The 21927-nt window shown below is 64.6% G+C and carries 24 protein-coding genes and 1 pseudogene; 11 read left to right on the top strand and 14 right to left on the bottom strand.

Annotation, left to right across the window (positions count from 1 at the left end; translation table 11 throughout):
- Window positions 1-33 precede the first annotated feature (33 nt).
- Genes NVV79_RS14845 through NVV79_RS14830 form a run of 4 tightly spaced genes read right to left on the bottom strand, consistent with a single transcriptional unit; the run spans window position 34 to window position 5536 of the window.
- A complete protein-coding gene (locus tag NVV79_RS14845; protein WP_303991099.1) occupies window positions 34-1569 on the bottom strand; it encodes a Ppx/GppA phosphatase family protein in 1536 nt (511 codons plus the stop codon).
- A complete protein-coding gene (locus NVV79_RS14840) occupies window positions 1566-3734 on the bottom strand; it encodes an RNA degradosome polyphosphate kinase (RefSeq protein ID WP_303991097.1) in 2169 nt (722 codons plus the stop codon). Before NVV79_RS14840 ends, NVV79_RS14845 begins: the two co-directional genes overlap by 4 nt.
- Window positions 3727-4467 (bottom strand): hypothetical protein, encoded by a 741-nt coding sequence (locus NVV79_RS14835; RefSeq protein ID WP_303991095.1) that lies wholly within the window; start codon window positions 4465-4467, stop codon window positions 3727-3729. The genes NVV79_RS14840 and NVV79_RS14835 overlap by 8 nt, the downstream gene beginning before the upstream one ends.
- Window positions 4445-5536 carry an AI-2E family transporter gene (locus NVV79_RS14830; protein ID WP_303991093.1) on the bottom strand — a complete coding sequence of 364 codons (1092 nt, stop codon included), beginning with the start codon at window positions 5534-5536 and terminating at the stop codon, window positions 4445-4447. Before NVV79_RS14830 ends, NVV79_RS14835 begins: the two co-directional genes overlap by 23 nt.
- 134 nt (window positions 5537-5670) lie before the next feature.
- Here NVV79_RS14830 and purM point away from each other — a divergent pair.
- The 6 genes and pseudogenes from purM (at window position 5671) to NVV79_RS14800 (ending at window position 9779) form a co-directional block, all read left to right on the top strand.
- Window positions 5671-6748: pseudogene (purM, locus tag NVV79_RS14825) on the top strand (phosphoribosylformylglycinamidine cyclo-ligase).
- 44 nt (window positions 6749-6792) lie between these two features.
- Window positions 6793-7329 (top strand): phosphoribosylglycinamide formyltransferase, encoded by a 537-nt coding sequence (gene purN, locus NVV79_RS14820; RefSeq protein ID WP_303992695.1) that lies wholly within the window; start codon window positions 6793-6795, stop codon window positions 7327-7329.
- Window positions 7330-7505: 176 nt separating this feature from the next.
- On the top strand, window positions 7506-8396 hold the full coding sequence (locus NVV79_RS14815; RefSeq protein WP_303991091.1) for a DMT family transporter: 891 nt from the start codon (window positions 7506-7508) through the stop codon (window positions 8394-8396).
- A 14-nt stretch (window positions 8397-8410) separates the two neighbouring features.
- On the top strand, window positions 8411-9298 hold the full coding sequence (locus NVV79_RS14810; RefSeq protein WP_303991089.1) for a DMT family transporter: 888 nt from the start codon (window positions 8411-8413) through the stop codon (window positions 9296-9298).
- An 89-nt stretch (window positions 9299-9387) separates the two neighbouring features.
- Window positions 9388-9594, top strand: a complete 207-nt coding sequence (locus NVV79_RS14805) for a hypothetical protein (protein WP_303991087.1) — start codon at window positions 9388-9390, stop codon at window positions 9592-9594.
- A gap of 2 nt (window positions 9595-9596) precedes the next feature.
- A complete protein-coding gene (locus NVV79_RS14800) occupies window positions 9597-9779 on the top strand; it encodes a hypothetical protein (protein WP_303991085.1) in 183 nt (60 codons plus the stop codon).
- A 123-nt stretch (window positions 9780-9902) separates the two neighbouring features.
- Here the strand turns inward: NVV79_RS14800 and gatB are convergent, their stop codons facing one another.
- The 3 genes from gatB to NVV79_RS14785 all read right to left on the bottom strand — a co-directional run bounded on the left by gatB (window position 9903) and on the right by NVV79_RS14785 (window position 12474).
- Window positions 9903-11402 (bottom strand): Asp-tRNA(Asn)/Glu-tRNA(Gln) amidotransferase subunit GatB, encoded by a 1500-nt coding sequence (gatB, locus tag NVV79_RS14795; RefSeq protein ID WP_303991083.1) that lies wholly within the window; start codon window positions 11400-11402, stop codon window positions 9903-9905.
- Window positions 11403-11643: 241 nt separating this feature from the next.
- Entirely contained in the window at window positions 11644-12156 is a 513-nt protein-coding gene (locus NVV79_RS14790; protein WP_303991082.1) for a GNAT family N-acetyltransferase, read from the bottom strand.
- Between the two features lie 9 nt (window positions 12157-12165).
- Window positions 12166-12474 (bottom strand): chorismate mutase, encoded by a 309-nt coding sequence (locus NVV79_RS14785; RefSeq protein ID WP_303991080.1) that lies wholly within the window; start codon window positions 12472-12474, stop codon window positions 12166-12168.
- Window positions 12475-12723: 249 nt separating this feature from the next.
- On the opposite strand from NVV79_RS14785, the gene NVV79_RS14780 reads away from it, so the two are divergent.
- Entirely contained in the window at window positions 12724-12981 is a 258-nt protein-coding gene (locus NVV79_RS14780) for a YjhX family toxin (RefSeq protein ID WP_303991079.1), read from the top strand.
- A gap of 74 nt (window positions 12982-13055) precedes the next feature.
- Here NVV79_RS14780 and NVV79_RS14775 read toward each other — a convergent pair whose 3' ends face one another.
- The 6 genes from NVV79_RS14775 to NVV79_RS14750 all read right to left on the bottom strand — a co-directional run bounded on the left by NVV79_RS14775 (window position 13056) and on the right by NVV79_RS14750 (window position 16982).
- Window positions 13056-13373 (bottom strand): hypothetical protein, encoded by a 318-nt coding sequence (locus NVV79_RS14775; protein WP_303991078.1) that lies wholly within the window; start codon window positions 13371-13373, stop codon window positions 13056-13058.
- Between the two features lie 278 nt (window positions 13374-13651).
- Window positions 13652-15136 carry an Asp-tRNA(Asn)/Glu-tRNA(Gln) amidotransferase subunit GatA gene (gene gatA, locus NVV79_RS14770; protein ID WP_303991076.1) on the bottom strand — a complete coding sequence of 495 codons (1485 nt, stop codon included), beginning with the start codon at window positions 15134-15136 and terminating at the stop codon, window positions 13652-13654.
- On the bottom strand, window positions 15129-15593 hold the full coding sequence (locus tag NVV79_RS14765; RefSeq protein ID WP_303991075.1) for a hypothetical protein: 465 nt from the start codon (window positions 15591-15593) through the stop codon (window positions 15129-15131). Before NVV79_RS14765 ends, gatA begins: the two co-directional genes overlap by 8 nt.
- A complete protein-coding gene (locus tag NVV79_RS14760; RefSeq protein WP_303991074.1) occupies window positions 15590-16072 on the bottom strand; it encodes a GNAT family N-acetyltransferase in 483 nt (160 codons plus the stop codon). The genes NVV79_RS14765 and NVV79_RS14760 overlap by 4 nt, the downstream gene beginning before the upstream one ends.
- Complete coding sequence (gene gatC, locus NVV79_RS14755; protein ID WP_303991073.1) at window positions 16073-16360, bottom strand: Asp-tRNA(Asn)/Glu-tRNA(Gln) amidotransferase subunit GatC; 288 nt, start codon at window positions 16358-16360, stop codon at window positions 16073-16075.
- Between the two features lie 88 nt (window positions 16361-16448).
- Complete coding sequence (locus NVV79_RS14750) at window positions 16449-16982, bottom strand: hypothetical protein (RefSeq protein ID WP_303991071.1); 534 nt, start codon at window positions 16980-16982, stop codon at window positions 16449-16451.
- 169 nt (window positions 16983-17151) lie between these two features.
- Here NVV79_RS14750 and ruvX point away from each other — a divergent pair, with 169 nt between their 5' ends.
- The gene (gene ruvX, locus NVV79_RS14745) at window positions 17152-17556 is read left to right on the top strand and encodes a Holliday junction resolvase RuvX (protein ID WP_303992693.1); all 405 of its coding nucleotides are present in this window, start codon (window positions 17152-17154) and stop codon (window positions 17554-17556) included.
- On the opposite strand, the gene NVV79_RS14740 is transcribed toward ruvX, so the two are convergent.
- Window positions 17545-18501: an AraC family transcriptional regulator gene (locus NVV79_RS14740; RefSeq protein ID WP_303991070.1), complete on the bottom strand. Its 957-nt coding sequence runs from the start codon at window positions 18499-18501 to the stop codon at window positions 17545-17547. The genes ruvX and NVV79_RS14740 overlap by 12 nt on opposite strands.
- A 133-nt stretch (window positions 18502-18634) precedes the next feature.
- Here NVV79_RS14740 and NVV79_RS14735 point away from each other — a divergent pair, with 133 nt between their 5' ends.
- From NVV79_RS14735 to pyrC, 3 genes are all read left to right on the top strand, one after another.
- Window positions 18635-19474, top strand: a complete 840-nt coding sequence (locus NVV79_RS14735; protein ID WP_303991068.1) for an NAD(P)H-binding protein — start codon at window positions 18635-18637, stop codon at window positions 19472-19474.
- 157 nt (window positions 19475-19631) lie between these two features.
- The gene (locus NVV79_RS14730; protein WP_303991067.1) at window positions 19632-20618 is read left to right on the top strand and encodes an aspartate carbamoyltransferase catalytic subunit; all 987 of its coding nucleotides are present in this window, start codon (window positions 19632-19634) and stop codon (window positions 20616-20618) included.
- Window positions 20615-21907, top strand: a complete 1293-nt coding sequence (gene pyrC / locus NVV79_RS14725) for a dihydroorotase (RefSeq protein ID WP_303991065.1) — start codon at window positions 20615-20617, stop codon at window positions 21905-21907. Before NVV79_RS14730 ends, pyrC begins: the two co-directional genes overlap by 4 nt.
- Window positions 21908-21927: the final 20 nt, after the last annotated feature.

Here is a 21927-nt window from a genome sequence, read left to right as displayed (position 1 = left end):
CGAACCACGAGGCCGGGCGCGCCAAACGGTCGGTTAAGCCACCCGCACCGCCGAAGTCTTGAACCCTGCCACGCCGGCAAACTGGTCCAGCCGGCCCTGCAGATGCTCGCCATCGAGAAACGCCAGGTCGCGTGGCAGGATCAGCGCCAGCTTGTTGCCGTCAACCTCGAAGCGGATGCGCGGCAGGATGCCAGGCATGGCGGCCGTCATTGGATAGGCCACGCGGAACAAGGCCCCGACCAGCCGCGCCCGCGCAGTCAGCTCCGGCGAACCGAGCCCGACCAGAGGCGCCGCCGTCTTGCTCTTGAGCCCGTCATAACGCACTGCCATGACCTGGGCGATGAACGAGCGCCCCGGATGGTCCACGCCGGTCAGCGAGCCATAGGCCACTGCGTCGACGCTTTGCGGCCCGCGATAATCCGGATGGGCACGCCAGCCGATATCGGCCAGCAGACAGGCCACGATGCGCAGCCGCCGCAGGGCATCGCTCTCCGCAATGCCGGAAACGGCGAGGAATTGCCCGGTAAACTCGACGAGGTCGCTGGCATGGGCCGGCGAGCGTGAGCGCAGCACCGAAAGCTCCTCCGCCCCCTGAATCAGCGGATCGATCTCCTGCTCGCGGCCGTCGAGCAGGCCATAGAGATAGCCCTCGCGTACGCCCAGCGCCGAAAACACCACATTGGCGAACTGACCGGCCTTGAGCACTTCGGCCATGACCGCCGCGCCGAATGGCACCAGCTCGCGCCGCGAGGAACTGACCTTCTCGGCGCCCGGATAGGATTTGAGCGAAGAAGCGCCGGTAATGTCCTGGCAGAACCCGATCATGTCCTCGACCGGCACGACATAGTTCTGCACCATATGCAGCGGATAGCCCCGCACCACCTGATGCAGCTTGGCCAGCGATCGCCAGGTGCCGCCAATCGCCGCGAATGACCCGCCCGCCGCCGCGCCGGGCAGCGCCGATTGCTGCAGACGCGCCCGCACGATCTCGGTCGCCTGCAGCGCCGAGCCATTGCTGTCGTCCTGCAGGCGGATCACGCCGATTTCGAAGGATTCGCCATTGGTATCGGTGCCGCCATTGATATGGGACAGCTCGAGGCTTCCGCCCCCCAGGTCGCCGACAATGCCGGAAAAGCCGGGAATACCGGCCACCGCGCCGAGCGCCGCGAAATGGGCCTCCTGCTCGCCGCTCAGCACCTGCACCTTGCTCTCGATCAATGCCTCTACGGCATCGACGAATTCCTGCCGGTTGGCAGCGTCGCGCACCGCCGAGGTCGCCAGCACATGCACCCGGCCGACGCGCATCATGCGTGCCACCAGGGCGAAGCGTTTGATGGCATTGAGCGCCTGCGCCATATTGGCGTCGGCTAGCCGCCCGGTACGGCCCACGCCGCGCCCCAGCGCACATGCCGATTTTTCATTGTAGAGCGGCGTCAGCGCGCGGGCATGGCGCTCATAGACCACTAGACGCACCGAGTTGGACCCGATATCGAGGACCGCCACAGGCTTGGCGCCCTTGATGCGGCCTTGCGCTGTCGGGTCGGCATCGACGCCCCAGAATTGATTCAAGCCAGGCCCTCTTCGCCTTCGCCACCGGCGCTGCCGCGTCCGGACAGCGACGGATTGGTCATGAAGTAATCATGCGCATTGAAGAGTTCTTCCCCTTCGGCCGGGCGCACGCGATGCGAGCTGCCATCCGGCAGCACTTCCCAGCTCTGCTGATTATCGCGCAGATAGGCAACCAGAATCCGGTCCAGAATCTGTTTATGCACGGTGTTGTTGAGGATCGGCACCATGACTTCCACGCGCCCATCGAGGTTACGGCCCATCAGGTCGGCCGATGAAATATACACCTTGGCGCGCGGGCTCGGCATGGCCTCGCCATTGCCGAAGCAATAGATGCGGCTGTGTTCCAGGAACCGACCAACCACCGATTTCACCCTGATATTGTCGGAGAATCCGGGGATACCCGGCCGCAGGCAGCAAATGCCGCGCACGATGAGATCGACCTTCACCCCGGCCTGGCTGGCGTCGTAAAGCGCGTCGATGATTTCAGGATCGACCAGCGAATTCATCTTGAGCAGCACGCTGGCCGGCTGGCCCTTGCTGGCCAGTTCGATCTCGCGCGCAATATCGTCCAGCAGGCGCTGCCGCAGGTTGACCGGCGAGACCGCGATCGTCTCGAGCTCGGTCGGCCGCGCATAGCCGGTGATGAAATTGAACACCCGCGCCACGTCGCGGGTGATCGCCGGGTCGATGGTGAAGTAGCTGAGGTCGGTATAGATCTTGGCGGTGATCGGATGATAGTTGCCGGTGCCGATATGGCAATAGCTCACCAGCTTGCCCTTTTCGCGCCGCACCACCTGGCTCAGCTTGGCGTGGGTCTTGAGCTCGATGAAGCCGAACACCACCTGCGCCCCGGCCCGTTCCAGGTCGCGCGCCCAGCGGATATTGGCTTCCTCGTCGAACCGCGCCTTGAGCTCCACCAGGCACGTCACCGACTTGCCGGCCTCCGCGGCCAGCACCAGCGCCTTGATGATCGGGCTATCGGCCGAGGTGCGATACAGCGTTTGTTTGATAGCCACCACGTCCGGATCACGCGCCGCCTGCATCAGGAACTGCGCCACCACGTCGAAACTCTCGAACGGGTGGTGCACCAGGATGTCCTTGGCGCGGATGGCTGCAAAACTGTCCCCGCTATAGTCGCGGATGCGCTCGGGGAAGCGCGCATGATAGGGCGTGAACTTGAGGTCCGGCCGCTCCAGGTCGCAGACTTTGCGCGCATCGGCCAGGCCCAGGAAACCCTGCACCTCGAATACTTCGCTTTCCGTAACCCCGAGCTGCTCGCTGATCTGCCGCTTGAGCGCGCGCGGCATCGAGCTTTCGATCTCGAACCGGATCACCTGCCCGCGCCGCCGCTGCCGCAGGGCCGTCTCGAATTCCACCACCAGGTCCGCAGCCTCGTCGTCGATTTCGATTTCGCTGTCACGGATGATGCGGAAGGCGCCCGAACCGACCACTTCATGGCCGGGGAACATCTTGTGGAAGAACAGCTTGACCAGCGTATCGATGGTCACCACCTCGCTGCGCCCTTCCGAGACCAGCCCGGTCGGCAGGGTGATGAAGCGGTCGAGATTGCCGGGAATGCGCACCAAAGCCGTCAGCGGCAGGTCATTGTCCGGGCGCTTCAGCTCGAAAGCCAGCGCCAGCCCCAGATTGGGGATGAACGGGAAGGGATGCGCCGGATCCACCGCGATGGGCGTCAGCACGGGGAAGATTTCCTCGCGGAACAGCTTCTGCAGATAATTGACCTGATCGGTGCTGAGATCGTCCGCCTCGTGGATCACCACATTCTGCGTGAACAGTTCCTCGCGCAGATTCTGCCAGTGGTCCTGCTGTTCCAGTTGCAGGTGCTGGGCCAGCGTGGCGATCTCTTCCATCTGCTCGGCCGGCGTCAGCCCGTCGGCGCTCTGCCGTGTCAGCCCCGCCCGCATCTGCCCTTTGAGGCCGGCGACGCGGACCATGTAGAATTCATCGAGATTGTTGGCCGAGATCGACACGAACCGCAGCCGCTCCAGCAGCGGGTGGTTGACGTTGCCCGCCTCTTCCAGCACGCGCATGTTGAATTGCAGCCAGCTCACCTCGCGGTTGACGAAGCGCGCCGGGCTCTTGCGCAGCGCCTCGACATCGGGGACCGAGACTTCGGTATCGGCGAACTCGCTCAGTTCATTCATCGTCTTCGGTATCCCAGTCCTGTTCTTGGCTCGCCCCGCCATGCGCGATCCGGCGGCGGTCGAGCGCATCGGCGGCGATGCTGCGCGTAATGGCCGTACCCTTGGCCAGCGCCAGCCGGTCCATCAGGTCGGCAAGGATCACGACTTCCTCGGCGGAACGCTCCATGCGCGCCACCAGATAGGCGATGATTCTCGGATCGACCTTGATCTGCCGATCCCCGAACAATTTCACGAACATCTGTGACAATTGAATGTCGTCCGTCAGCTCCAGCGCATAGGCGGTCGCCCGCCGCGCCCGCGAACGCACATCATCGGTCGCCAGCGGCCAATTCGCAATGTCTTCCCGCGCCGTCAGCAGGATCGGCCGCTGTTCGCGCATCGACTGGTTGAGCAGGTGGAAAAGCCCCGCCTCGTCATAATCCAGCCGGTCCACATCCTCGACGATGACAGGCACTACGCCCCCTTCGGTCGCCAGCGCTTCGAGGTCGCCCGTGCCGGCATAGCGGGCGCCGCTGCGGTCGGCGAAGATGCGCGCCAGATGCGACTTGCCCGATTTGGCCGGGCCGACCAGCAGGGTCACCGGGTCGGGCCAGTGCGGAAAGGCCATGATGCGCCCATGCGCCAGTTCATTGCCCTCGCCCACCAGGAAATCGGCCGCATCATGGGAGGGCGTATGACCCAGTTCCAGCGTCAGCTGGCCCTTGGGCTCTTCAGGGCTTGCTGGCAGTGCCATCAGGCCCACCGTTTCGGCCGAGATACAGCGTGCTTTCCTTGTATTTGCGCACGCCATAGCGCACCAGCACCGAGGCGATCGCCGCCATCGGCACCGCCAGCAGCAGGCCGACAAAGCCGAACAGCGCACCCAGCCCCAGCAGCGCGAACATCATCCAGACCGGGTTGATGTTGATCGAGGAGCCCACCAGCTTGGGATAGAGGATATTGCCTTCGATGAACTGCCAGAACAGGAAGATGCCGGCAACAGCCGCAACCATCCACACATCGCCCGAATACTGGACGATGGCGATGCCCACCGATAGCCCGAACCCGACGGCGAAGCCGACAAAGGGAATGAAGCTCAGCAGCCCGCCGATCAGCCCCACGGCAAGGCCGAAATTGAGCCCGAACAGGCTGAGCGCCGTCGCGTAGAAGGCCGCATCGAGCAGCAGCACGCCACCCTGCCCCCGGATAACCCCGGCCATCGACTTGTCAATGTCGCGCAGGATGGTGTTGATTTCGCCCTTGTGCTCCTGCGGCAGCAGGCCTTCGATCCCGCGCACCATGCCTTCCCAGTCCAGCAGCAGGTAAAACGCCACCACCGGGGTCAGCACGGTAAAGCCGATCACCGCCGCACCGGTCATGCCGATATTCACCAGCTCGCCCGGCAGCGTGGTGATGAAGCCCAATGCCTGCCGCGCCAGGTCGTTGATGCTGGCCTGCACCTGCGCGGCGCGCTCCGGCCCGAGCCATTCGTTGATTTCCGGCGACCAACGGGCAAACAGCGCCTGCAGGTCGGCCACGAGCGCAGGCGCGCCTCGCAGCAATTCGATGATCTGCTGGCCGATCAGCGGCACGAACATCAGGAACACGCTGAGCACGATGGTAATGACGCTCAGCAGCACCACGGTCGTGGCCCAACCGCGATTGAAGCGCCAGCGCTGGAGCTGGTTGACCAGAGGGTTCAGCAGATAGGCCAATGCGGCCCCGACCACGAATGGCAGCAGGATGCCGCGGAACAGCCACAGCGTAAGCACCAGCACGACAAGAAAACCGACCCAGATCAGCACTTGATTTCGTAGTGTCATGATGCCGGGCGGCCCTTGCGTCGGTTGGGTTGAGAAGCTATCAGGCCGTCTAGCTTCCGGCTCCGGCGTTGGCAACCGCCTTGGTCTTCCGGTAACGGCTTTACGCACGCTTTCCCCACTACGGTCCGAGGCCTATGTCCGATCCGCAAAACCTGCCATCAAACGGTCTCTCATACAAGCAGGCGGGCGTCGATATCGATGCCGGCAATGCGCTGGTGGAAGCCATCAAGCCCGCCATCCGCTCCACGCGCCGGCCCGGCGCCGATGGCGAGATTGGCGGCTTCGGCGGCTTGTTCGATCTCAAGGCGGCCGGTTTCACCGATCCGGTCCTCGTCGCCGCCAATGACGGCGTCGGCACCAAGCTCAAGATCGCCATCGACACGGGCAATCACGGCACCATCGGGCAGGACCTGGTGGCCATGTGCGTCAACGACATCATCGTGCAGGGCGCCGAGCCGCTGTTCTTCCTCGACTACTTCGCCACCGGCAAGCTCGATGTCGCCCAGGGCACCGCCATCGTCTCGGGCATTGCCGAAGGCTGCCGCATTGCCGGCTGCGCCCTCATCGGCGGGGAAACCGCCGAAATGCCCGGCATGTATCACGGCAACGACTATGACCTGGCCGGCTTCGCCGTCGGCGCCGCCGAGCGTGGCGCCCTCCTGCCCCGCCCCGATATCGCCGAAGGCGATATCCTGGTCGCCATTGCCTCCTCCGGCGTTCATTCCAACGGCTATTCGCTGGTCCGCAAGATCGTCGACCTCAGTGGCATCGACTGGTACATGAACGCGCCTTTCGCGCCCGGCCAGTCCCCTGTCCGAAGCCCTGCTCACCCCAACCCGCATCTATGTGAAGCCCCTCCTCGCCGCCCTCAAGGCCGGCATCGGCATCAAGGCCCTGGCCCATATCACCGGCGGCGGCTTCATCGATAACATCCCCCGCGTCCTGCCCGATCACCTCGCCGCCCATGTCGATCTCAATGCGGTCACGGTTCCAAAAGTCTTCGGCTGGCTCAGCCATGTCGGCGGCATGAGCGAGCGCGAAATGCTGCGCACCTTCAATTGCGGCGTCGGCATGCTGGTTGCCGTAGCACCGGACGACGCGCAAAAGCTGGTCGACCACCTCGCCGCCTCAGGCGAAACCGCCGCAGTGGTCGGCAAGCTCACGGCCCGTACGGGCGAGCCCGTCACCTTCGACGGCAAGCTGGCGCTGTGAGCCGCAAGAAGGTCGCCATCCTGATTTCGGGCCGCGGCTCGAACATGTCGGCGCTGATCGAGGCGGCCAGGGCACCCGACTATCCTGCCGAGATCGTCGGCGTGCTCTCCAACCGCGCCGCCGCCCCCGGCCTCGCCATTGCCGCCGCCGACGGGATCGCCACGGCCTCCCTCGCCCAGAGCAAATTCCCCAGCCGGGACATGTTCGAAGACGTCATGACCCAGATCCTCGAAAGCTGGGATGTGGACATCGTCTGCCTCGCCGGCTTCATGCGCATCCTGGGCGATGACTTCGTCAATCGCTGGGCCGGCAGGATGATCAACATCCACCCCTCCCTGCTGCCGCTCTACAAGGGCCTCCACACCCACGAGCGCGCGCTGGCCGATGGCGCCACCATCCATGGCTGCACCGTCCATTTCGTCACGCCCGGCCTCGACGAAGGCGCCCCCATCCTTCAGGCCGAAGTCCCGGTCCTGTCAGGTGACACGCCCGAAACCCTCGCCGCCCGCATCCTGATCGAAGAACACCGCATCTACCCCCAGGCCCTGCGACTGCTGGCATCGGGACAGCTATCCGCCTAGCCTCGCGCACCATCACGCTACGACCACCGCGCGGATTCCTCCCCCTATCAGGGGGAGGCTAGGAGGGGGTATCCAACAAAACGCCCATCACCGAATTTGATCGCCCCCATCGTCAAAATCGGTTCGACCTTTGTTCTCCCCGGGCGTAGCGTCCGCTTCCAACACGGGGAATCGCCATGGCTTTGCGCGACTGGTTCTGGATCATCCTGCTGGGCGCCATCTGGGGCTGCTCGTTCATCTTTAATGCCGTGCTGATCCGCGAGATCGGCCCGCTCTGGGTCACCAGCTTCCGCGTCGGCATTGGCGCCCTGGGCTGCTGGCTGGTCATGTTCGCTTTGCGCAAGCCTGTGCCGCGCGATCCCGCTCTGTGGCTGCAACTGGGCCTGCTGGGTGTCGTGGCCTATGCCATCCCCTTTGCGCTCTTTCCGCTGGCCCAGGCGCATCTGGCCAGCGGCGTTGCCGCCATCATCAACGCCCTGACGCCCATGGTCACGGCCCTCATCTCCCATTTCTGGATCGGTGGCGAAAAGGCCAGCCGCACCAAGTTCACCGGCGTCGCCATCGGCTTCGCCGGCGCAGCCCTGTTGGTGTCTCCCGCGCTGTCCTCAGGCGGCAGTTCTCACCTCTGGGCCGTCGCCGCCTGTCTGGGCGCCACACTGTGCTATGCCCTCACGCTCAACATCACCCGCAGCTACAAGCATGTCGAGCCGACTGCCTTCGCCTCGATTGCGCTGACCGGCGCGGCCATTGTCGCTGCGCCCATCGCTTTCCTCTCCGAGGGCGCGCCCGTCATGACCCGGCCGGAAACCTGGGGCGCGGCCCTCGCCATTGGCCTGCTGTCAACCGCCTTCACCTTCCAGATCATGTACCGCATCCTGCCGCGCGTCGGGGCGACCAACTTCGCCACCACCACCTTCATCGCGCCGATTTCGGCGCTGATCCTCGGCGTCACCATTCTCGGCGAGACCATCCTGCCCATCCAGATCGGCGGCATGCTGGTGATCTTCCTCGGCCTGCTGTTCATCGATGGCCGCATCGGCGCCATCTGGCGCCGCGCCGCCGCCTGATCCGGAGAGCATTCATGCCCCTGCGCTATTGGCTTTTGATCATCCTGCTCGGCGCCGTCTGGGGCTGTTCGTTCCTGTTCAACGCCATCCTGATCCGCGAGATCAGCCCGCTCTGGGTCTCGGCCGGTCGCGTCACCATCGGCGCCGCCATCTGCTGGGTCTATTTCCTGGCCATGCGCAAGACGCTGCCCAGCGACTGGCGCATCTATGCCCAGCTCCTGTTCCTCGGCATCCTCAACTATGCCATTCCCTTTGCGCTCTTCCCCTTCGCCGAACAGACCGTCGCCAGCGGCATTGTCGGCGTCATCAACGGCCTCACCCCCATGAGCACCGTCATCGTCTCCCAGCTCTGGCCGGGCGGCGAAAAGGCTACCTGGAACAAGGTGGCCGGCGTGGCCATCGGTTTTGTCGGCGCCGTCATCCTGGCTTTGCCCTCGCTGGGCGCCGGCGCCTCGGCACAGGTCATCGGCCTTCTCGCCGCCATGGGTGCCACCCTGTGCTACGCCCTCACCCTCAACTATGCCCGCCGCTTCAGGGATATCGACTCCGCCGCCGTCGCCACCTGCTCTCTGACCGGCGCCGCCCTGCTGTCGATCCCGATCGCCCTGCTGTTCAGCGGCATTCCGGTCATCACCCGCGCCGAAACCTGGGGTGCGCTCTTTGCCATCGGCACCTTCTCCACCAGCGTCAGCTTCCTGCTGGTCTATTGGCTCCTGCCCCGCGTCGGCGCCACCAACCTCTCGCTCAACACCTTCATCACGCCCATCTCGGCCATCCTGCTCGGCGTATTGGTGCTGCATGAGCGTTTCGAGGCCGCCCATGTCGCCGGCATCGTGGTGATCTTCATCGGATTGATCTTCATGGATGGACGCCTGGTCCGGCGGAAGCCGGCGACCGCCTAGCTCACAGCGTCATTCCCGCCAAAGCGGGAACCTCTGTTGCATGGGGAACGACAGAACGGCCTGCCCGTTACTCCATCCAGGAGCATCCCATGAACCAGCCCAGACCCGATATCGATCCGCGCCCGCAGCCGGAAATCATTCCGCAGCCTGAGCCTACGCCGCCGCAGCCCGTCAATCCGGTCCCCCCGCATCCACAGGAACTGCCCGATACCCCGCAGCCTGTCGAGGATCCGACTCCGGGCCAACCGGCGCCCGAGCCGGGTCCCGGCACGGATCAACCGCCGACACGGAGTTGATGATGGCAAAGGACCATAAGACCGACAAAGCCAAGGCGCCACCGCCCGATCGGGTCCCCGCAATGCCCGTCGCCCTGCCGACCGGCGATGCCGAGCATCCGCATACATCGCCGCTGCGTCACGGCGAAAGAGAACCCATCGATCCCAATCTGCCGCCCGAACCGGAAAACGACCCCAACCCCTAGGGAATCAATCCCCCGGTAGCCCTCATAGCGAGCCCGTCGAACCACTGACGCGTGGCATAAGGGCCTCCACTCACCCGACCTCATGGTTCGACGAGCTCACCATGAGGTCTTCAGAGCCTTCGCCTATTCGATGCCGAGCTTGCTCTTCATCAGGTCGCTCAGCGCCTGCGGATTGGCCTTGCCGCCCGAGGCCTTCATGGCCTGGCCGACGAACCAGCCGATCATGGTCGGCTTGGCCTTGACCTTCTCGACCTGATCCGGGTTGGCGGCGATGATCTCGTCGACGATCTTTTCGATCGCCCCCATATCGGTCACCTGCTTCATGCCGCGGCGCTCGACGATCTCGGCCGGCTCACCCTCGGGCTCCTCGGCAATGATCACCTGCAGCAGGTCCTTGGCGCCCTTGGACGAAATCGTCCCCGCGGCCACCAGGTCGACAATCCCGGCAATCTGGCTCGGCTTGAGATGGGTTTCCCACACCGCCAGCCCCTGGCTGTTGGCATAGGCCGCCACATCGGCATTGAGCATATTGGCCACGGCCTTGCCGTCGCGCTTGGTTCCCCCGAAAGCAACGCAGCTCTCGTAATAATCCGCCGTCTCGCGATCCAGCGTCAGCACCATGGCGTCATAGGCAGTCACGCCATAGTCGCCCACGAAGCGCGCCTTCTTCTCGTCCGGCAATTCCGGCAGGCCTTCCGCCAGCATGGCGATGAACGCATCGTCGAATTCCAGTGGCAGTAGGTCCGGATCGGGGAAGTAGCGATAGTCATGCGCCTCTTCCTTTGATCGCATCGACCGCGTCTCGCCCAGCTTGGGGTCGAACAGCCGTGTTTCCTGGTCGATGACCCCGCCATCCTCCAGGATATCGATCTGCCGCCGTGCCTCGTATTCGATGGCCTGGCCGGCAAAGCGGATCGAGTTCACATTCTTGATCTCGCAGCGCGTGCCGAATTCGCCGCCCGGCCGCCGTACCGACACGTTCACGTCGGCGCGCATGGAGCCCTGCTCCATATTGCCGTCGCAGGTGCCGAGATAGCGCAGGATGGTGCGCAGCTTGCCCAGATATTCCTTGGCCTCTTCTGAAGACCGCAGGTCCGGCTTGCTGACGATTTCCATCAGCGCCACGCCCGAGCGGTTGAGGTCGACAAAGCTCATATTCGGATGCTGGTCATGGATCGACTTGCCCGCATCCTGCTCCAGATGCAGCCGCTCGATGCCGATCTCGATCTGGCCCTCGGGCATATCGAGCAACACCTTGCCCTCGCCCACGATGGGGTCCTTGAACTGGGATATCTGATAGCCCTGCGGCAGGTCCGGATAGAAATAGTTCTTGCGGTCAAACACGCTGCGCTTGTTGATCGCCGCCTTCAGCCCCAGCCCGGTCCGCACCGCCTGCCGCACGCATTCCTCGTTGATGACAGGCAACATGCCCGGCATGGCCGCATCCACGAAGGAGACGTTGGCATTGGGCGGATTGCCGAACTCCGTCGACGACCCCGAAAACAGCTTGCTCTCTGACGTCACCTGGGCATGCACTTCCATGCCGATGATGACCTCCCAGTCACCGGTCGAGCCGGCGATGAAGCTCTTGGGATTGGGCGTGCGCGTGTCGATAAGGGTCAATTGAACGTCCTGAGAGGCAAGGCGAAAGGTAGTATGTGATTACTGGTGTTGCCTCGGCGTTGCAACAGTCACCGGCTTCCCTTCTCCCCTCGTGGGAGAAGGTGCCCGAAGGGCGGATGAGCGGGCTGCTGCGCCATCCACTCGATCCGAAGCATGGGATGACGCAGCACCGCTCACCCTCGAAAATCCTCTGGACGAGGATTTTCTATCCCTCTCCCACAAGGGGAGAGGGGGGACGAGCCTAGTCCTCGTCCTCGATCTCACCCTCGAACGGGCTCAATCGCTTCTCCAGATGCACGCTCATGAACGGCTCATGCGCCGCCCGTCCATCCGGCCGCAGCGCCAGGATCCGATAGCCCTGCTTTTCGTAGAACCGCACCGCCCGCACATTGTCGGCCGGCGTTTCCAGTTGCACCCTTTCGGCGCCTTCCAGCTCCAGCATGCTCTCCATGCGCCGCAGCAGCGTCGAGCCCAGCCCATGCCCCTGCAATTCCGGCATCACGAAAAGATAGGGAATATAGGCCCGCCGCGCCGAGCGCGAACACCACGCCACCACGATCCCGTCTACCTCGGCCACGATGATCCGGCTCAGCGTTTCCGCCACGGCCTGCGCCAGCCGGCGCTGCTCCGCCTGCTTCATGCCCGGCTGCTCGGTCAGCAGCGGAAAAATCCCGCTTTCCCAGGCGCGATAGGCGATATCGGCCAGTCTGCGGGCATCGACCGGCTCGGCCTTGCGAATGGAAATACCCGCCATGTTTGCCTCCTAGCGGCGCCGCGCCGCGATGATGCCCTTCTCGTAATTGATGTTCCAGTCGATCAGGGTCCGCCACACAAGTTCGGCCTGATCCTCGTCGAGATCAAGGGCCAAACTGCGGTCGCGGATCCTGGAGATCACCGCCTCGATCCGGGCCGGGTCGCGCGCTTCGTGCGGATCGGTCTTGATCTGCGCCATGCGCGTCACATAGCGGTGCCGCTCGGCAAACAGATTCAGCAGCGCCTGGTCGACGCGGTCGATCTCGGCGCGGACGTCGTCCTTGGTTTCACAGGCTTCGGGCGATTTTGGTGCGGTCACAGCGGTCTTCCAGTCAGTTTTGCTGTTGCTGGTTTGCACCGCCCCGGCCGCGATTTCAACCGCCCGCCTTGCGCAATTGGTCTGAGCGGCGCTATCAAACCGGCATGTCTAGTCAGTCTGAAACCGCCTGAAGCCCCGTCCATCGGCGACGGGGCATGAATGAACCAGTCGCCCGCCGCGCGTGATGCCGTCGGGTGGCCATGTTTGTTCGCGGATCTCTGATCCGCCGCCACAGGCAACTGACTTTCCATGGATATTTCACGAAACGAACAGCGGGTGCTCCACGCCCTCGCCCAGGGCGGCCGCATCGCGCTGCTCAAGAACGAAGCCGGCAAGGTGACCGGGATTGAATTCTTCAACCGCGACGGCTGGCTGATGAGCGGCCTGACATTGCCGCTCTTCAAGAAACTCAAGGCCAGAAAGGCCATCCGCTCCCAAGGCGGCCAGCCCTACCGCATCACCCGGCGCGGGTTGGAACTGGTGCGGAGCGAATATGACAACCGCTGATGCCACATCCCCAATCTGTTCCTCCCCCTATCAGGGGGAGGTTAGGAGGGGGTCTCCCACAAGGCTCCACAGCCTTAGTGCCGCGTAACCTCGCTCAGCGCCGCGGCGATATGCTCCCACTCGCTGCCTACGCTGGCCGTGGCGCGGCGTTTTCCCGCGCGGCGATACCAATAGTCGGCATTGCCCATATCGGCCTCGATCCAGTGCATCAGCGCATGCACCCAGTCAAAGGCCTGCACGCCTTCCATGGCCTGCACGATGATATGCGCCTGCTCCCATTCGGGGCCGACGCGCAGCCCGCCCTTCTTGAGCCACCACAGCGCCTGCAAGGGCTTGCTCATGTCCTTGGGGGGCTCGGACCAGTCGAGCGAGGTAAAGATGTCAGCGGCCATCGGTGAAACCCTTGTCGGCCCGGACGCCGCGCGCGGCGACGTCACAACCAATTTCAATTTGTGCATCCGGGCCAAATAAGGCGGAATGGTGCGGGGATCAAGTGGGCGGGGTCAGTGGGGTAAATACCGGGCCGGTGCCTATGGCCCCACCCCACCCTCAATCCCTCCCCATCGAGGGGAGGGAGGCGCCAGCTTAGAGGTCCGTGTTCATCGTCTCCCTCCCCCTTGTGGGGAGGGATCAAGGGTGGGGGTGGGCCACGCGCACCAAACGCGCGAGCCTACCACCACTGCTTCGGTGCAAAATCCCCACCGGCGGCCTTCTCGATCACCCGCCCGGCCGCAAACAGCGTTTCCTCGTCAAACGGCTTGCCGATGAGCTGCAATCCCAGCGGCAGGCCCTTGGCGTCCTTGCCGGCTGGCACGGCAATGCCCGGCAGCCCAGCCATATTGACCGTCACCGTGAACACGTCCTGCATATACATGGCCACCGGATCGGCCGCCAAGGTCTCGTCGCCGATGCCAAAGGCCGTCGACGGCGTTGCCGGGGTCAGGATGGCATCGACGCCGGCATTGAACGCGTCCTCGAAATCCTTCTTGATCAGCGTCCGCACCTTCTGCGCCTTGACGTAATAGGCGTCGAAATAGCCCGCTGAAAGCACATAGGTGCCGATCATGATACGCCGCTTCACCTCGCGGCCGAAACCGGCGGCGCGCGTCAGCTCATACATGTCGGTAATGTCCTTGCCCGACACGCGCAGGCCGTATTTCACCCCGTCATAGCGCGCCAGGTTGGACGATGCCTCGGCCGGCGCCACGATGTAATAGGCCGGCAGCGCATATTTCGTATGCGGCAGCGAGATATCCTTGACGACAGCGCCTTCCGCCTTGAGCCATTCCAGCCCCTGGCTCCACAGCTTCTCGATCTCGCCGGGCATGCCGTCCATGCGATATTCGCGCGGCACGCCGATGGTCAGCCCCTTCACCCCGCGTTCCACCGCCGCGGCGAAATCCGGAACGGCAATGTCGACGCTGGTCGAATCCTTGGGGTCGAAGCCCGACATGGACGTCATCAGCAAAGCCGCATCTTCCACAGTGCGGGCAATCGGCCCCGCCTGGTCGAGCGACGAGGCAAAGGCCACCACGCCCCAGCGCGAACAGCGGCCATAGGTCGGCTTCATGCCCACCGTGCCGGTGAGGGCCGCCGGCTGGCGGATCGAGCCGCCCGTATCGGTCGCCGTCGCCCCGGCGCACAGCCAGGCCGAAACCGCCGCGGCCGAACCGCCCGACGAGCCGCCCGGCACCAGGCCGGCATTGCTGCCTTCGGCGCGGAACGGGCTCACCACCGGCCCGTAATAGCTGGTCTCGTTGGACGAGCCCATGGCGAATTCGTCCATGTTGAGCTTGCCCAGCATCACGGCGCCGTCGCGCCACAGATTGCTGGTCACGGTGGACTCATATTCCGGCTTGAACCCGTCGAGGATGTGGCTGGCCGCCTGCGTATGCACGCCCTTGGTGCCGAACAGGTCCTTGATGCCAACAGGAATGCCTTCCAGCGCCCCGCCCTGCCCCTGCACCAGCTTTTCGTCGCTGGCCTTGGCCATGTCGAGCGCCTGTTCCGGCGTCACCGCCACATAGGCGTTGAGGCTGGGATTGGCCGCTTCGATCGCCTTGAGATAGGCGCCGGTCAGTTCGGTCGCGGTGAAGCTCTTGGCCTTGAGGCCCTTGCTTGCATCGGCCAGGCTCAGTTTGGTCAGGTCAGTCAAAGGGAATCTCGCTCAGATTGTCGCAGCGGTGATAGATCGTCGTCCCCGCAGGATAAAAGCCCTCCGGATCGGGCTCGATTTGGCCGACCAGCCCCAGCGCGGTGTCGGCGCTGGATACCAGCCGGATTGTGTCTTCGCCATCGGGGGCAATGGCGATGGTGTCGGCATAGAGCTCGCCCGGCAGTTCGCAGACCGCGTCCACGAACAGCACCGGCGTATAGGGCCGGCTCTTGATGTCATAGAAATTGCAGTGGAATTCCATGCCCTGGATGCCGTCCTCGAAAGTCAGGCTCAGGAAATCCAGGTCCATAAAGGCATCCACGCCCTGCTTTTCCACCGCCTCGCAGGCCGCCGGATCGGTCACATAGAGCTTGGTCTGGTCAATGACCAGATCCTCCTGCGCCAGAGCAGCACTGACCGTCAGCATCAGGCCCGCGGCGATCAGCATCGTCCTCATGCGCCGACCCCCACCTTGAGCGGCAGCTCGAAAAACGCCGACCATTCGCTGTCGGGATAATCGAGAAACGGCCCACGCGTAACGAAGCCGCTACGGCTATACAGCCGGTGGGCCTCGGCCATGCCGGGCCCGGTGCCGGTTTCCAGCATCAGCGTAGCCAGCCCTTTGTCCCGCGCCAGCGCCACGATGGCCTCCAGCAGCGCCGAACCGATGCGCTTGCCGCGCACTTCAGGGTCGGTGAACATGCGCTTCACCTCGCCCAGTTCAGGCGAATGGACCTTGAGCGCGCCCATGCCCACGGCCTTGCCGTCCTCGTCCCGCGCCACGAACAGTGTCGTGTCGCTACCCGCCATCTGCTCCACCGTCATCTTGAACTGGAATTCCAGCGGCGATAGCGGCAGCAAATGGTCGTTGAGCCGGGCGACGAGGCCGCGCACATCGTCCTGCAAAGGCGTTTCGATGGCGATGCTGACAGCCATCTATTCGATCACCTTGGGCACCATGAAGAAATTGTCCTCGGTCAGCGGCGCATTGCTGACGATCTTTTCCGGATAGCCGCCATCGCTGATCACGTCGTCGCGCCGGCGCAGGCTCATCGGCGTCACCGAGGTCATCGGTTCGACGCCATCCACATTGACTTCGCCGAGCTGCTCGACAAAGCCCAGAATGGCATTGAGCTCATTGCGATAGCCTTCCACCTCGCCCTCTTCAATGCGGATGCGCGCCAGGCGCCCGATGCGCTTCACGGTTGCGGCGTCGACAGACATGGGAAACTCCAGAACAGAACGGCTCGATTTGGGCCGTTATTAGCAATGGCGCGCTCAAAAAGACAATGAAAATGGCTGATGCATCGGATCAGACTTCCAATGCCATCCCCGCTTCCAGCGCCACCAGCCCCGTTCCGTCCAGCCGATCCCGCAAAGCCGGGATCGCCACATCGATCGCCGCCTCGTCTCCCGCCAGCGCCAGCAGCCGCGGCGGCGCATCGTCCAGCACGATGCCGCCGCGCCGCACCAGCCCCGCGCCATCCCCGAACAGCACCATCACGGCCCCATCCGCCCAACGCCCCAGCGCCGGCACCTCACCCGCCACCAGTAAGAGCGGCGGCTCCCCCACCGCATCCACCAGCACGACTCCCGGCCCCGCCGCCCAGGCCTCCACCACCGGCAGTTCCTCGCTCGCATCCAGCAATCGCGGCAGCCTGCGCGGCTTCCACTGCACCGCGTCGATACCTGCCAGCTCCGCCCTGAAGCTTTCGATCACCACATCCGCGCCCGAAACCAGCTCCGCCGCATCGATTCCATCAGGCGCGCCCGCAGCATCCACCACCAGAATCGCCCCGCCGATATAAATGCGGATCGTCGTCCCGCCGAACCAGGTGAGTTTCATCCGCCGCTTTCCTGTCGCCAAACCGGCCCGCACCCTATAGGACGAGCCTAAGCCACAGTAGCCCTCATGGTGAGCTTGTCGAACCACGAGGGCGTGGCACCAATGCGAGTTGGCCGTGACCGAAGACATCCCCAATCCCCTCGCCGCCATCCCGGCCACCGGCCGCATCATGGCGCTCGATCTCGGCACCAAGACCATCGGTGTCGCCATAAGCGACGGCATGCGCTATTCGGCCACCCCGCTCGAAACCATCAAGCGCAGCAAATTCACGCAGGATGCCGAGCGCATCCTGCAGCTCGTCGCCGAAAACCAGATCGCCGCCATCATCCTCGGCCTGCCGCTCAACATGGATGGCTCCGAAGGCCCCCGCGTCCAGTCCACCCGCGCCTTCGCCCGCAACCTGGCGCAGAAGACTGCGCTGCCTATCGCCTTCTGGGACGAACGCCTCTCCACGTCAGCCGTCACCCGCATGATGATCGAGGCCGATCTCCGCCGCGACCGCCGCGCCGAAGTCGTCGACAAGCTCGCCGCCAGCTACATCCTGCAGGGCGCGCTGGACCGGCTACGCCGCTAGCTTGCGCGCCGCGCCTGGCGGCACGCCGAAGAACTGCTTGAAGGCCCGCCCGAACGCCGCCTCGGATTGATAGCCGGCCCGCCGCGCGACCGCCCCGACCGAATCGCGCCCTTCCAGCAACTGCGCCCGCGCCAGATGCAGCCGCCATTGCGCCAGATACTGCGCTGCCGGCTGCCCAACCAGCTCGGTGAAACGCGCCGAAAAGGCCGAGCGCGACATGCCGGCCTCCCCGGCCAGGTCCACGAGGCTCCAGTCCCGCTCCGGCTGCCGGTGCATCAGCGCCAGCGTGCGACCGATCTGGCGGTCGCGTAGCGCGGCCAGCCAGCCCAGATTGGCTTCCGGCGCCCGCGCCAGCCACGCACGGATGGCCTGGATCACCAATATATCGGCCAGCCTGGTCATCACCGTCTCGCCACCGGGCCGCATGGCGCTGGCCTCGCGCGCGATCAGCCCCAGCGTGCTCCGCAGCCAGTCGCCGTCATCGACATCCCAGGCATCGACGCGCAGCACTGGCGGCAACAGCGACACCAGCCGCTTGGCCGCCACGCTGTCGAACTGCACTACGCCCGATGTTGCCCGGGTCACGGCGCCACCCCCACCATGCCGCATGATTTCGTAACGATCGCCGATCTTTTCGACCGGAATGTCGAATAGCGGCTCGGGCGCGGCATCCGGCGCGCTCAGCAACTCGTAGCTTTTGCCATGCGGCAGCAGCACCATGCTGCCCTGTGTCAGCAGCACCGGCTCTTCACCCGCCATCTTCAGCCAGCTCTGCCCTGACGTGACGATGACGAACATCATCGAGTCGACCAGATCAGGCATGACGATGCCCCAGGGCGCCGTCATCTCGGCCCGGCAATAGAGCGTGCCGGTCAGCCGCAGCATATGCAGCACTTCCCCCAGCGGATCGGATAGTGGCGACGGTTGGAAATGGATATCGGTCATGCCGGTTCGCTACCACGTTCATGCTTATCGTCCACCATTATGGACGACCTGCATATTATTGTGGCCATAATGGAATTGATAGTCCAGCTTCATCGCCGCACCTTCGTGTCATAGCAACCCGAAGGAACTTTCCATGACCTCCACCACCACCACCACCCCCGTCCTCGTCATCGGCGCCACCGGCAAGATCGGCAGCCGCGTCATCACCCGCCTTGAGCAGCAGGGCATCCCCGCGCGCGGAGCCTCGCGCCGCAGCAATCCAGCCTTCGATTGGGAAAACCAGTCGACCTGGGCGCCCGCCTTGGCCGGCGCCGAAGTCGCCTTTGTCGCCTTCGTCCCCGATATCGCCGTCCCGGGCGCGCCCGAGACCATTCGCGCCTTCGCCGCCACGGCGCTTGCCGCGGGCATCAAGCGCGTCGTGATGCTGTCCGGGCGCGGCGAAGCCAATGCCCAGCGCAGCGAACAGATCATGGCCGGGTCCGGTCTTGGCACCACCATCGTGCGGGCCAGTTGGTTCAGCCAGAATTTCAGCGAGGGCATCCTGCTTCCGGAAGTGCTGTCCGGCCTCATCGCCCTGCCCGCCGCGCAGTATGGCGAACCTTTCGTCGATGCCGATGATATCGCCGATGTCGCCGTCGCGGCCCTCACCGATATCAGCCATGTCGGCGAGATCTACGAGGTCACCGGCCCGCGCCTGCTGACCTTTGCCGATGCGGCCGCCGCCATTTCCGCCGCCTCCGGTCGCGATGTCGCCTACGCCCCGATCAGCCTCGAGGAATTCCACGCCGCCCTGGAGCCCGAAGTCGGCGCCGACATTGCCGAATTCCTCACACGGCTCTGCGAGGAAGTGTTCGACGGCCGCAACGAGAAGCTGGGCGACGGCGTCCAGCGCGCCCTAGGCCGCCAGCCGCGCGATTTCGCCGACTATTGCGCCGATACGGCCGCCACCGGCGTATGGAGCCAGGCGATATAGCGGCATTGATCCACAAACAATGGCATCCCGGTACCAGCCGGGATGCACGCCCAATTCACATCTTCATGTGATTTCCATCATATAATTTCATATCCAGCGCTTGCCCCTGCCCGCCCCCTCCGCTAGACCGCAGCAAATCTCGTTGGGATCGGAGCGCATGGCCCAAGCTCGCGCCAGCAAAAGCACCTCACCCGCCGCCTCGTCCGGCGATTTTCCCCCGTTCAGCCAGCGCCACCTGCTTTCGATAGCCGATCTCCAGCAGCACGAGATCATCGACCTGCTCGATCGCGCCGAAGCCATGGTCCCGGTCTCCCGCCAGGAGCGCAAGAGCCACCCTACGCTGTCAGGCAAGACGCAGATCAATCTCTTCTTCGAGCCCTCGACCCGCACTCAGGGCTCGTTCGAGATCGCCGGCAAGCGCCTCGGCGCGCTGGTAATGAACATGTCGGTCAAGACCTCTTCGGTCAGCAAGGGCGAAACCCTCGTGGACACCGCCGCCACCCTCAACGCCATGCGCCCCGACGTCATCGTCGTCCGCCACTCGGCCGCCGGCGCGGTGGAACTGCTGAGCCAGAAGGTCGGCTGCTCGGTGATCAATGCCGGCGACGGCGCCCATGAGCATCCCACCCAGGCCCTGCTCGACGCGCTGACCATCCGCAACCACAAGGGCCGCATTTCCGGCCTCACCGTCGCCATTTGTGGCGATATCGCCAATTCCCGCGTCGTGCGCTCCAATCTGCTGCTGCTCGGCGCCCTCAATGTCCGCACCCGCGTCATCGCCCCACGCAATCTGCTCCCCGCAGGCATCGAACACCTCGCCACCGAGGTCTTCACCGACATGCGCGAAGGCCTGAAAGATGCCGACGTCGTCATGATGCTGCGCCTGCAGCATGAGCGCGCCAATGGCCGCATGATCCCCTCGGTCCGCGAATATTATCGCTTCTACGGCCTCGACGCCGAAAAGCTCAGCTTCGCCAAACCCGACGCCATCGTCATGCATCCCGGCCCGATGAATCGCGGCGTCGAAATCGACCCCGCCATTGCCGACGGCCCCGCCTCCGTCATCACCGACCAGGTGGAAATGGGCGTCGCCGTGCGCATGGCCGTGCTCGATGCCCTCCTCCCCGCCGGAGGCCAGCCATGACGCGCCCCCTGCTCATCGAAAACGCCCGCATCATCGACCCCGCCTCCGGCACCGATGCCCAGGGCGCCGTCCTCGTCGAAAACGGCCTCGTCGCCGAAGTCGCCCTCGGCGCCCCCGTCGGCATCCCCGACGGCGCCGAAGTGATCAACGCCAATGGCCTGGTCCTCGCTCCTGGCCTCATCGACATGCGCGTCTTCACCGGCGAACCCGGCAAGGAATACCGCGAAACCCTGCAATCGGCCGGCGAAGCCGCCGCTGCCGGCGGCGTCACCAGCTTCGTCATGATGCCCGACACCTCCCCGGTCGTGGACGACGGCGCCCTGGTGGACTTCCTCATCCGCCGCGCCAAGGCGACCTCCAGGGTCAATGTCCTGCCGTCAGGCGCCATCAGCAAGGGCCTGGCCGGCCAGGAAATCACCGAATTCGGCCTGCTGCAGGAAGCCGGCGCCGTCTGCCTCACCGATGGCCGCCATTCCATCCAGTCCTCTTCCCTGCTCCGCACCGTCATGAGCTATGCCGCCAATTACGGCATGACCGTAATACACCACGTCTCCGACCAGAGCCTCACGGGCGACGGCGTGATGAATGAAGGGCTCTTCGCCACCATTGTCGGCCTCAAGGGCATCCCCCGCGAAGCCGAAACCATCCCCCTCGCCCGCGATCTGCAACTGGCCGCCCTGACCGGCGCCAAATACCACGCCGCGCAGATTTCCTGCGCCGCCTCGGTCGAGCTGATGGTCGCAGCCAAGAAGCGTAACGCCTCGGTTACATCAGGCGTCTCGATCAACAACCTCGCCCTCAACGAAAACGACATCGGCCGCTACCGCACCTTCTTCAAGCTCGGCACGCCTTTGCGCTCCGAGGATGATCGCCAGGCCGTCATCGAGGGCCTGCGCAGCGGCGCCATCGATACTATCCACTCCGATCACGATCCGCAGGATACCGAGGTCAAGCGCCAGCCCTTCGCCGAAGCCTCCGACGGCGCCATCGGGCTGGAAACCCTGCTCGCCGCCGCCCTCCGCCTCCACCATTCCGGCGATGTCGATCTCATGACCATCCTTCGCGCCATGACCAGCCGCCCCGCCGAAATCCTCGGCCTCCCCTCCGGCCGCATCGCCAAGGGCGCCCCGGCCGACCTGATCCTGGTCGATCTCGACTATCCCTGGCAGGTCAGCGAACGCGACCTCCGCTCCCGCTCCCGCAACACCAGCTTCGAAGGCGCTCGCCTCGCCGGCAAGGTCATGCGCACCATCGTCGGCGGCGAAACGGTGTTCGAGCACCGCGACTAGCGCGTCCACCCCCTCCCAAC

The sequence above is a fragment of the Devosia ginsengisoli genome, from assembly GCF_024707105.1.
GTDB lineage: Bacteria > Pseudomonadota > Alphaproteobacteria > Rhizobiales > Devosiaceae > Devosia > Devosia ginsengisoli_A.
This window is presented reverse-complemented; position numbering and strand designations above follow the sequence as displayed.

Excerpts from the sequence above, each read along its gene's own strand:
- NVV79_RS14790 (WP_303991082.1), bottom strand. The coding sequence starts at position 12,156 with ATGGCGGGTATTTCCATTCGCAAGGCCGAGCCGGTCGATGCCCGCAGA.
- NVV79_RS14810 (WP_303991089.1), top strand. The coding sequence starts at position 8,411 with ATGCCCCTGCGCTATTGGCTTTTGATCATCCTGCTCGGCGCCGTCTGG.
- NVV79_RS14765 (WP_303991075.1), bottom strand. The coding sequence starts at position 15,593 with ATGAGGACGATGCTGATCGCCGCGGGCCTGATGCTGACGGTCAGTGCT.
- NVV79_RS14815 (WP_303991091.1), top strand. The coding sequence starts at position 7,506 with ATGGCTTTGCGCGACTGGTTCTGGATCATCCTGCTGGGCGCCATCTGG.
- NVV79_RS14735 (WP_303991068.1), top strand. The coding sequence starts at position 18,635 with ATGACCTCCACCACCACCACCACCCCCGTCCTCGTCATCGGCGCCACC.
- NVV79_RS14800 (WP_303991085.1), top strand. The coding sequence starts at position 9,597 with ATGGCAAAGGACCATAAGACCGACAAAGCCAAGGCGCCACCGCCCGAT.
- NVV79_RS14780 (WP_303991079.1), top strand. The coding sequence starts at position 12,724 with ATGGATATTTCACGAAACGAACAGCGGGTGCTCCACGCCCTCGCCCAG.
- NVV79_RS14760 (WP_303991074.1), bottom strand. The coding sequence starts at position 16,072 with ATGGCTGTCAGCATCGCCATCGAAACGCCTTTGCAGGACGATGTGCGC.
- NVV79_RS14750 (WP_303991071.1), bottom strand. The coding sequence starts at position 16,982 with ATGAAACTCACCTGGTTCGGCGGGACGACGATCCGCATTTATATCGGC.
- NVV79_RS14740 (WP_303991070.1), bottom strand. The coding sequence starts at position 18,501 with ATGACCGATATCCATTTCCAACCGTCGCCACTATCCGATCCGCTGGGG.
- purN (WP_303992695.1), top strand. The coding sequence starts at position 6,793 with ATGTCGGCGCTGATCGAGGCGGCCAGGGCACCCGACTATCCTGCCGAG.
- gatC (WP_303991073.1), bottom strand. The coding sequence starts at position 16,360 with ATGTCTGTCGACGCCGCAACCGTGAAGCGCATCGGGCGCCTGGCGCGC.
- ruvX (WP_303992693.1), top strand. The coding sequence starts at position 17,152 with ATGGCGCTCGATCTCGGCACCAAGACCATCGGTGTCGCCATAAGCGAC.
- pyrC (WP_303991065.1), top strand. The coding sequence starts at position 20,615 with ATGACGCGCCCCCTGCTCATCGAAAACGCCCGCATCATCGACCCCGCC.
- NVV79_RS14835 (WP_303991095.1), bottom strand. The coding sequence starts at position 4,467 with ATGGCACTGCCAGCAAGCCCTGAAGAGCCCAAGGGCCAGCTGACGCTG.
- NVV79_RS14840 (WP_303991097.1), bottom strand. The coding sequence starts at position 3,734 with ATGAATGAACTGAGCGAGTTCGCCGATACCGAAGTCTCGGTCCCCGAT.
- NVV79_RS14775 (WP_303991078.1), bottom strand. The coding sequence starts at position 13,373 with ATGGCCGCTGACATCTTTACCTCGCTCGACTGGTCCGAGCCCCCCAAG.
- NVV79_RS14730 (WP_303991067.1), top strand. The coding sequence starts at position 19,632 with ATGGCCCAAGCTCGCGCCAGCAAAAGCACCTCACCCGCCGCCTCGTCC.
- NVV79_RS14830 (WP_303991093.1), bottom strand. The coding sequence starts at position 5,536 with ATGACACTACGAAATCAAGTGCTGATCTGGGTCGGTTTTCTTGTCGTG.
- NVV79_RS14805 (WP_303991087.1), top strand. The coding sequence starts at position 9,388 with ATGAACCAGCCCAGACCCGATATCGATCCGCGCCCGCAGCCGGAAATC.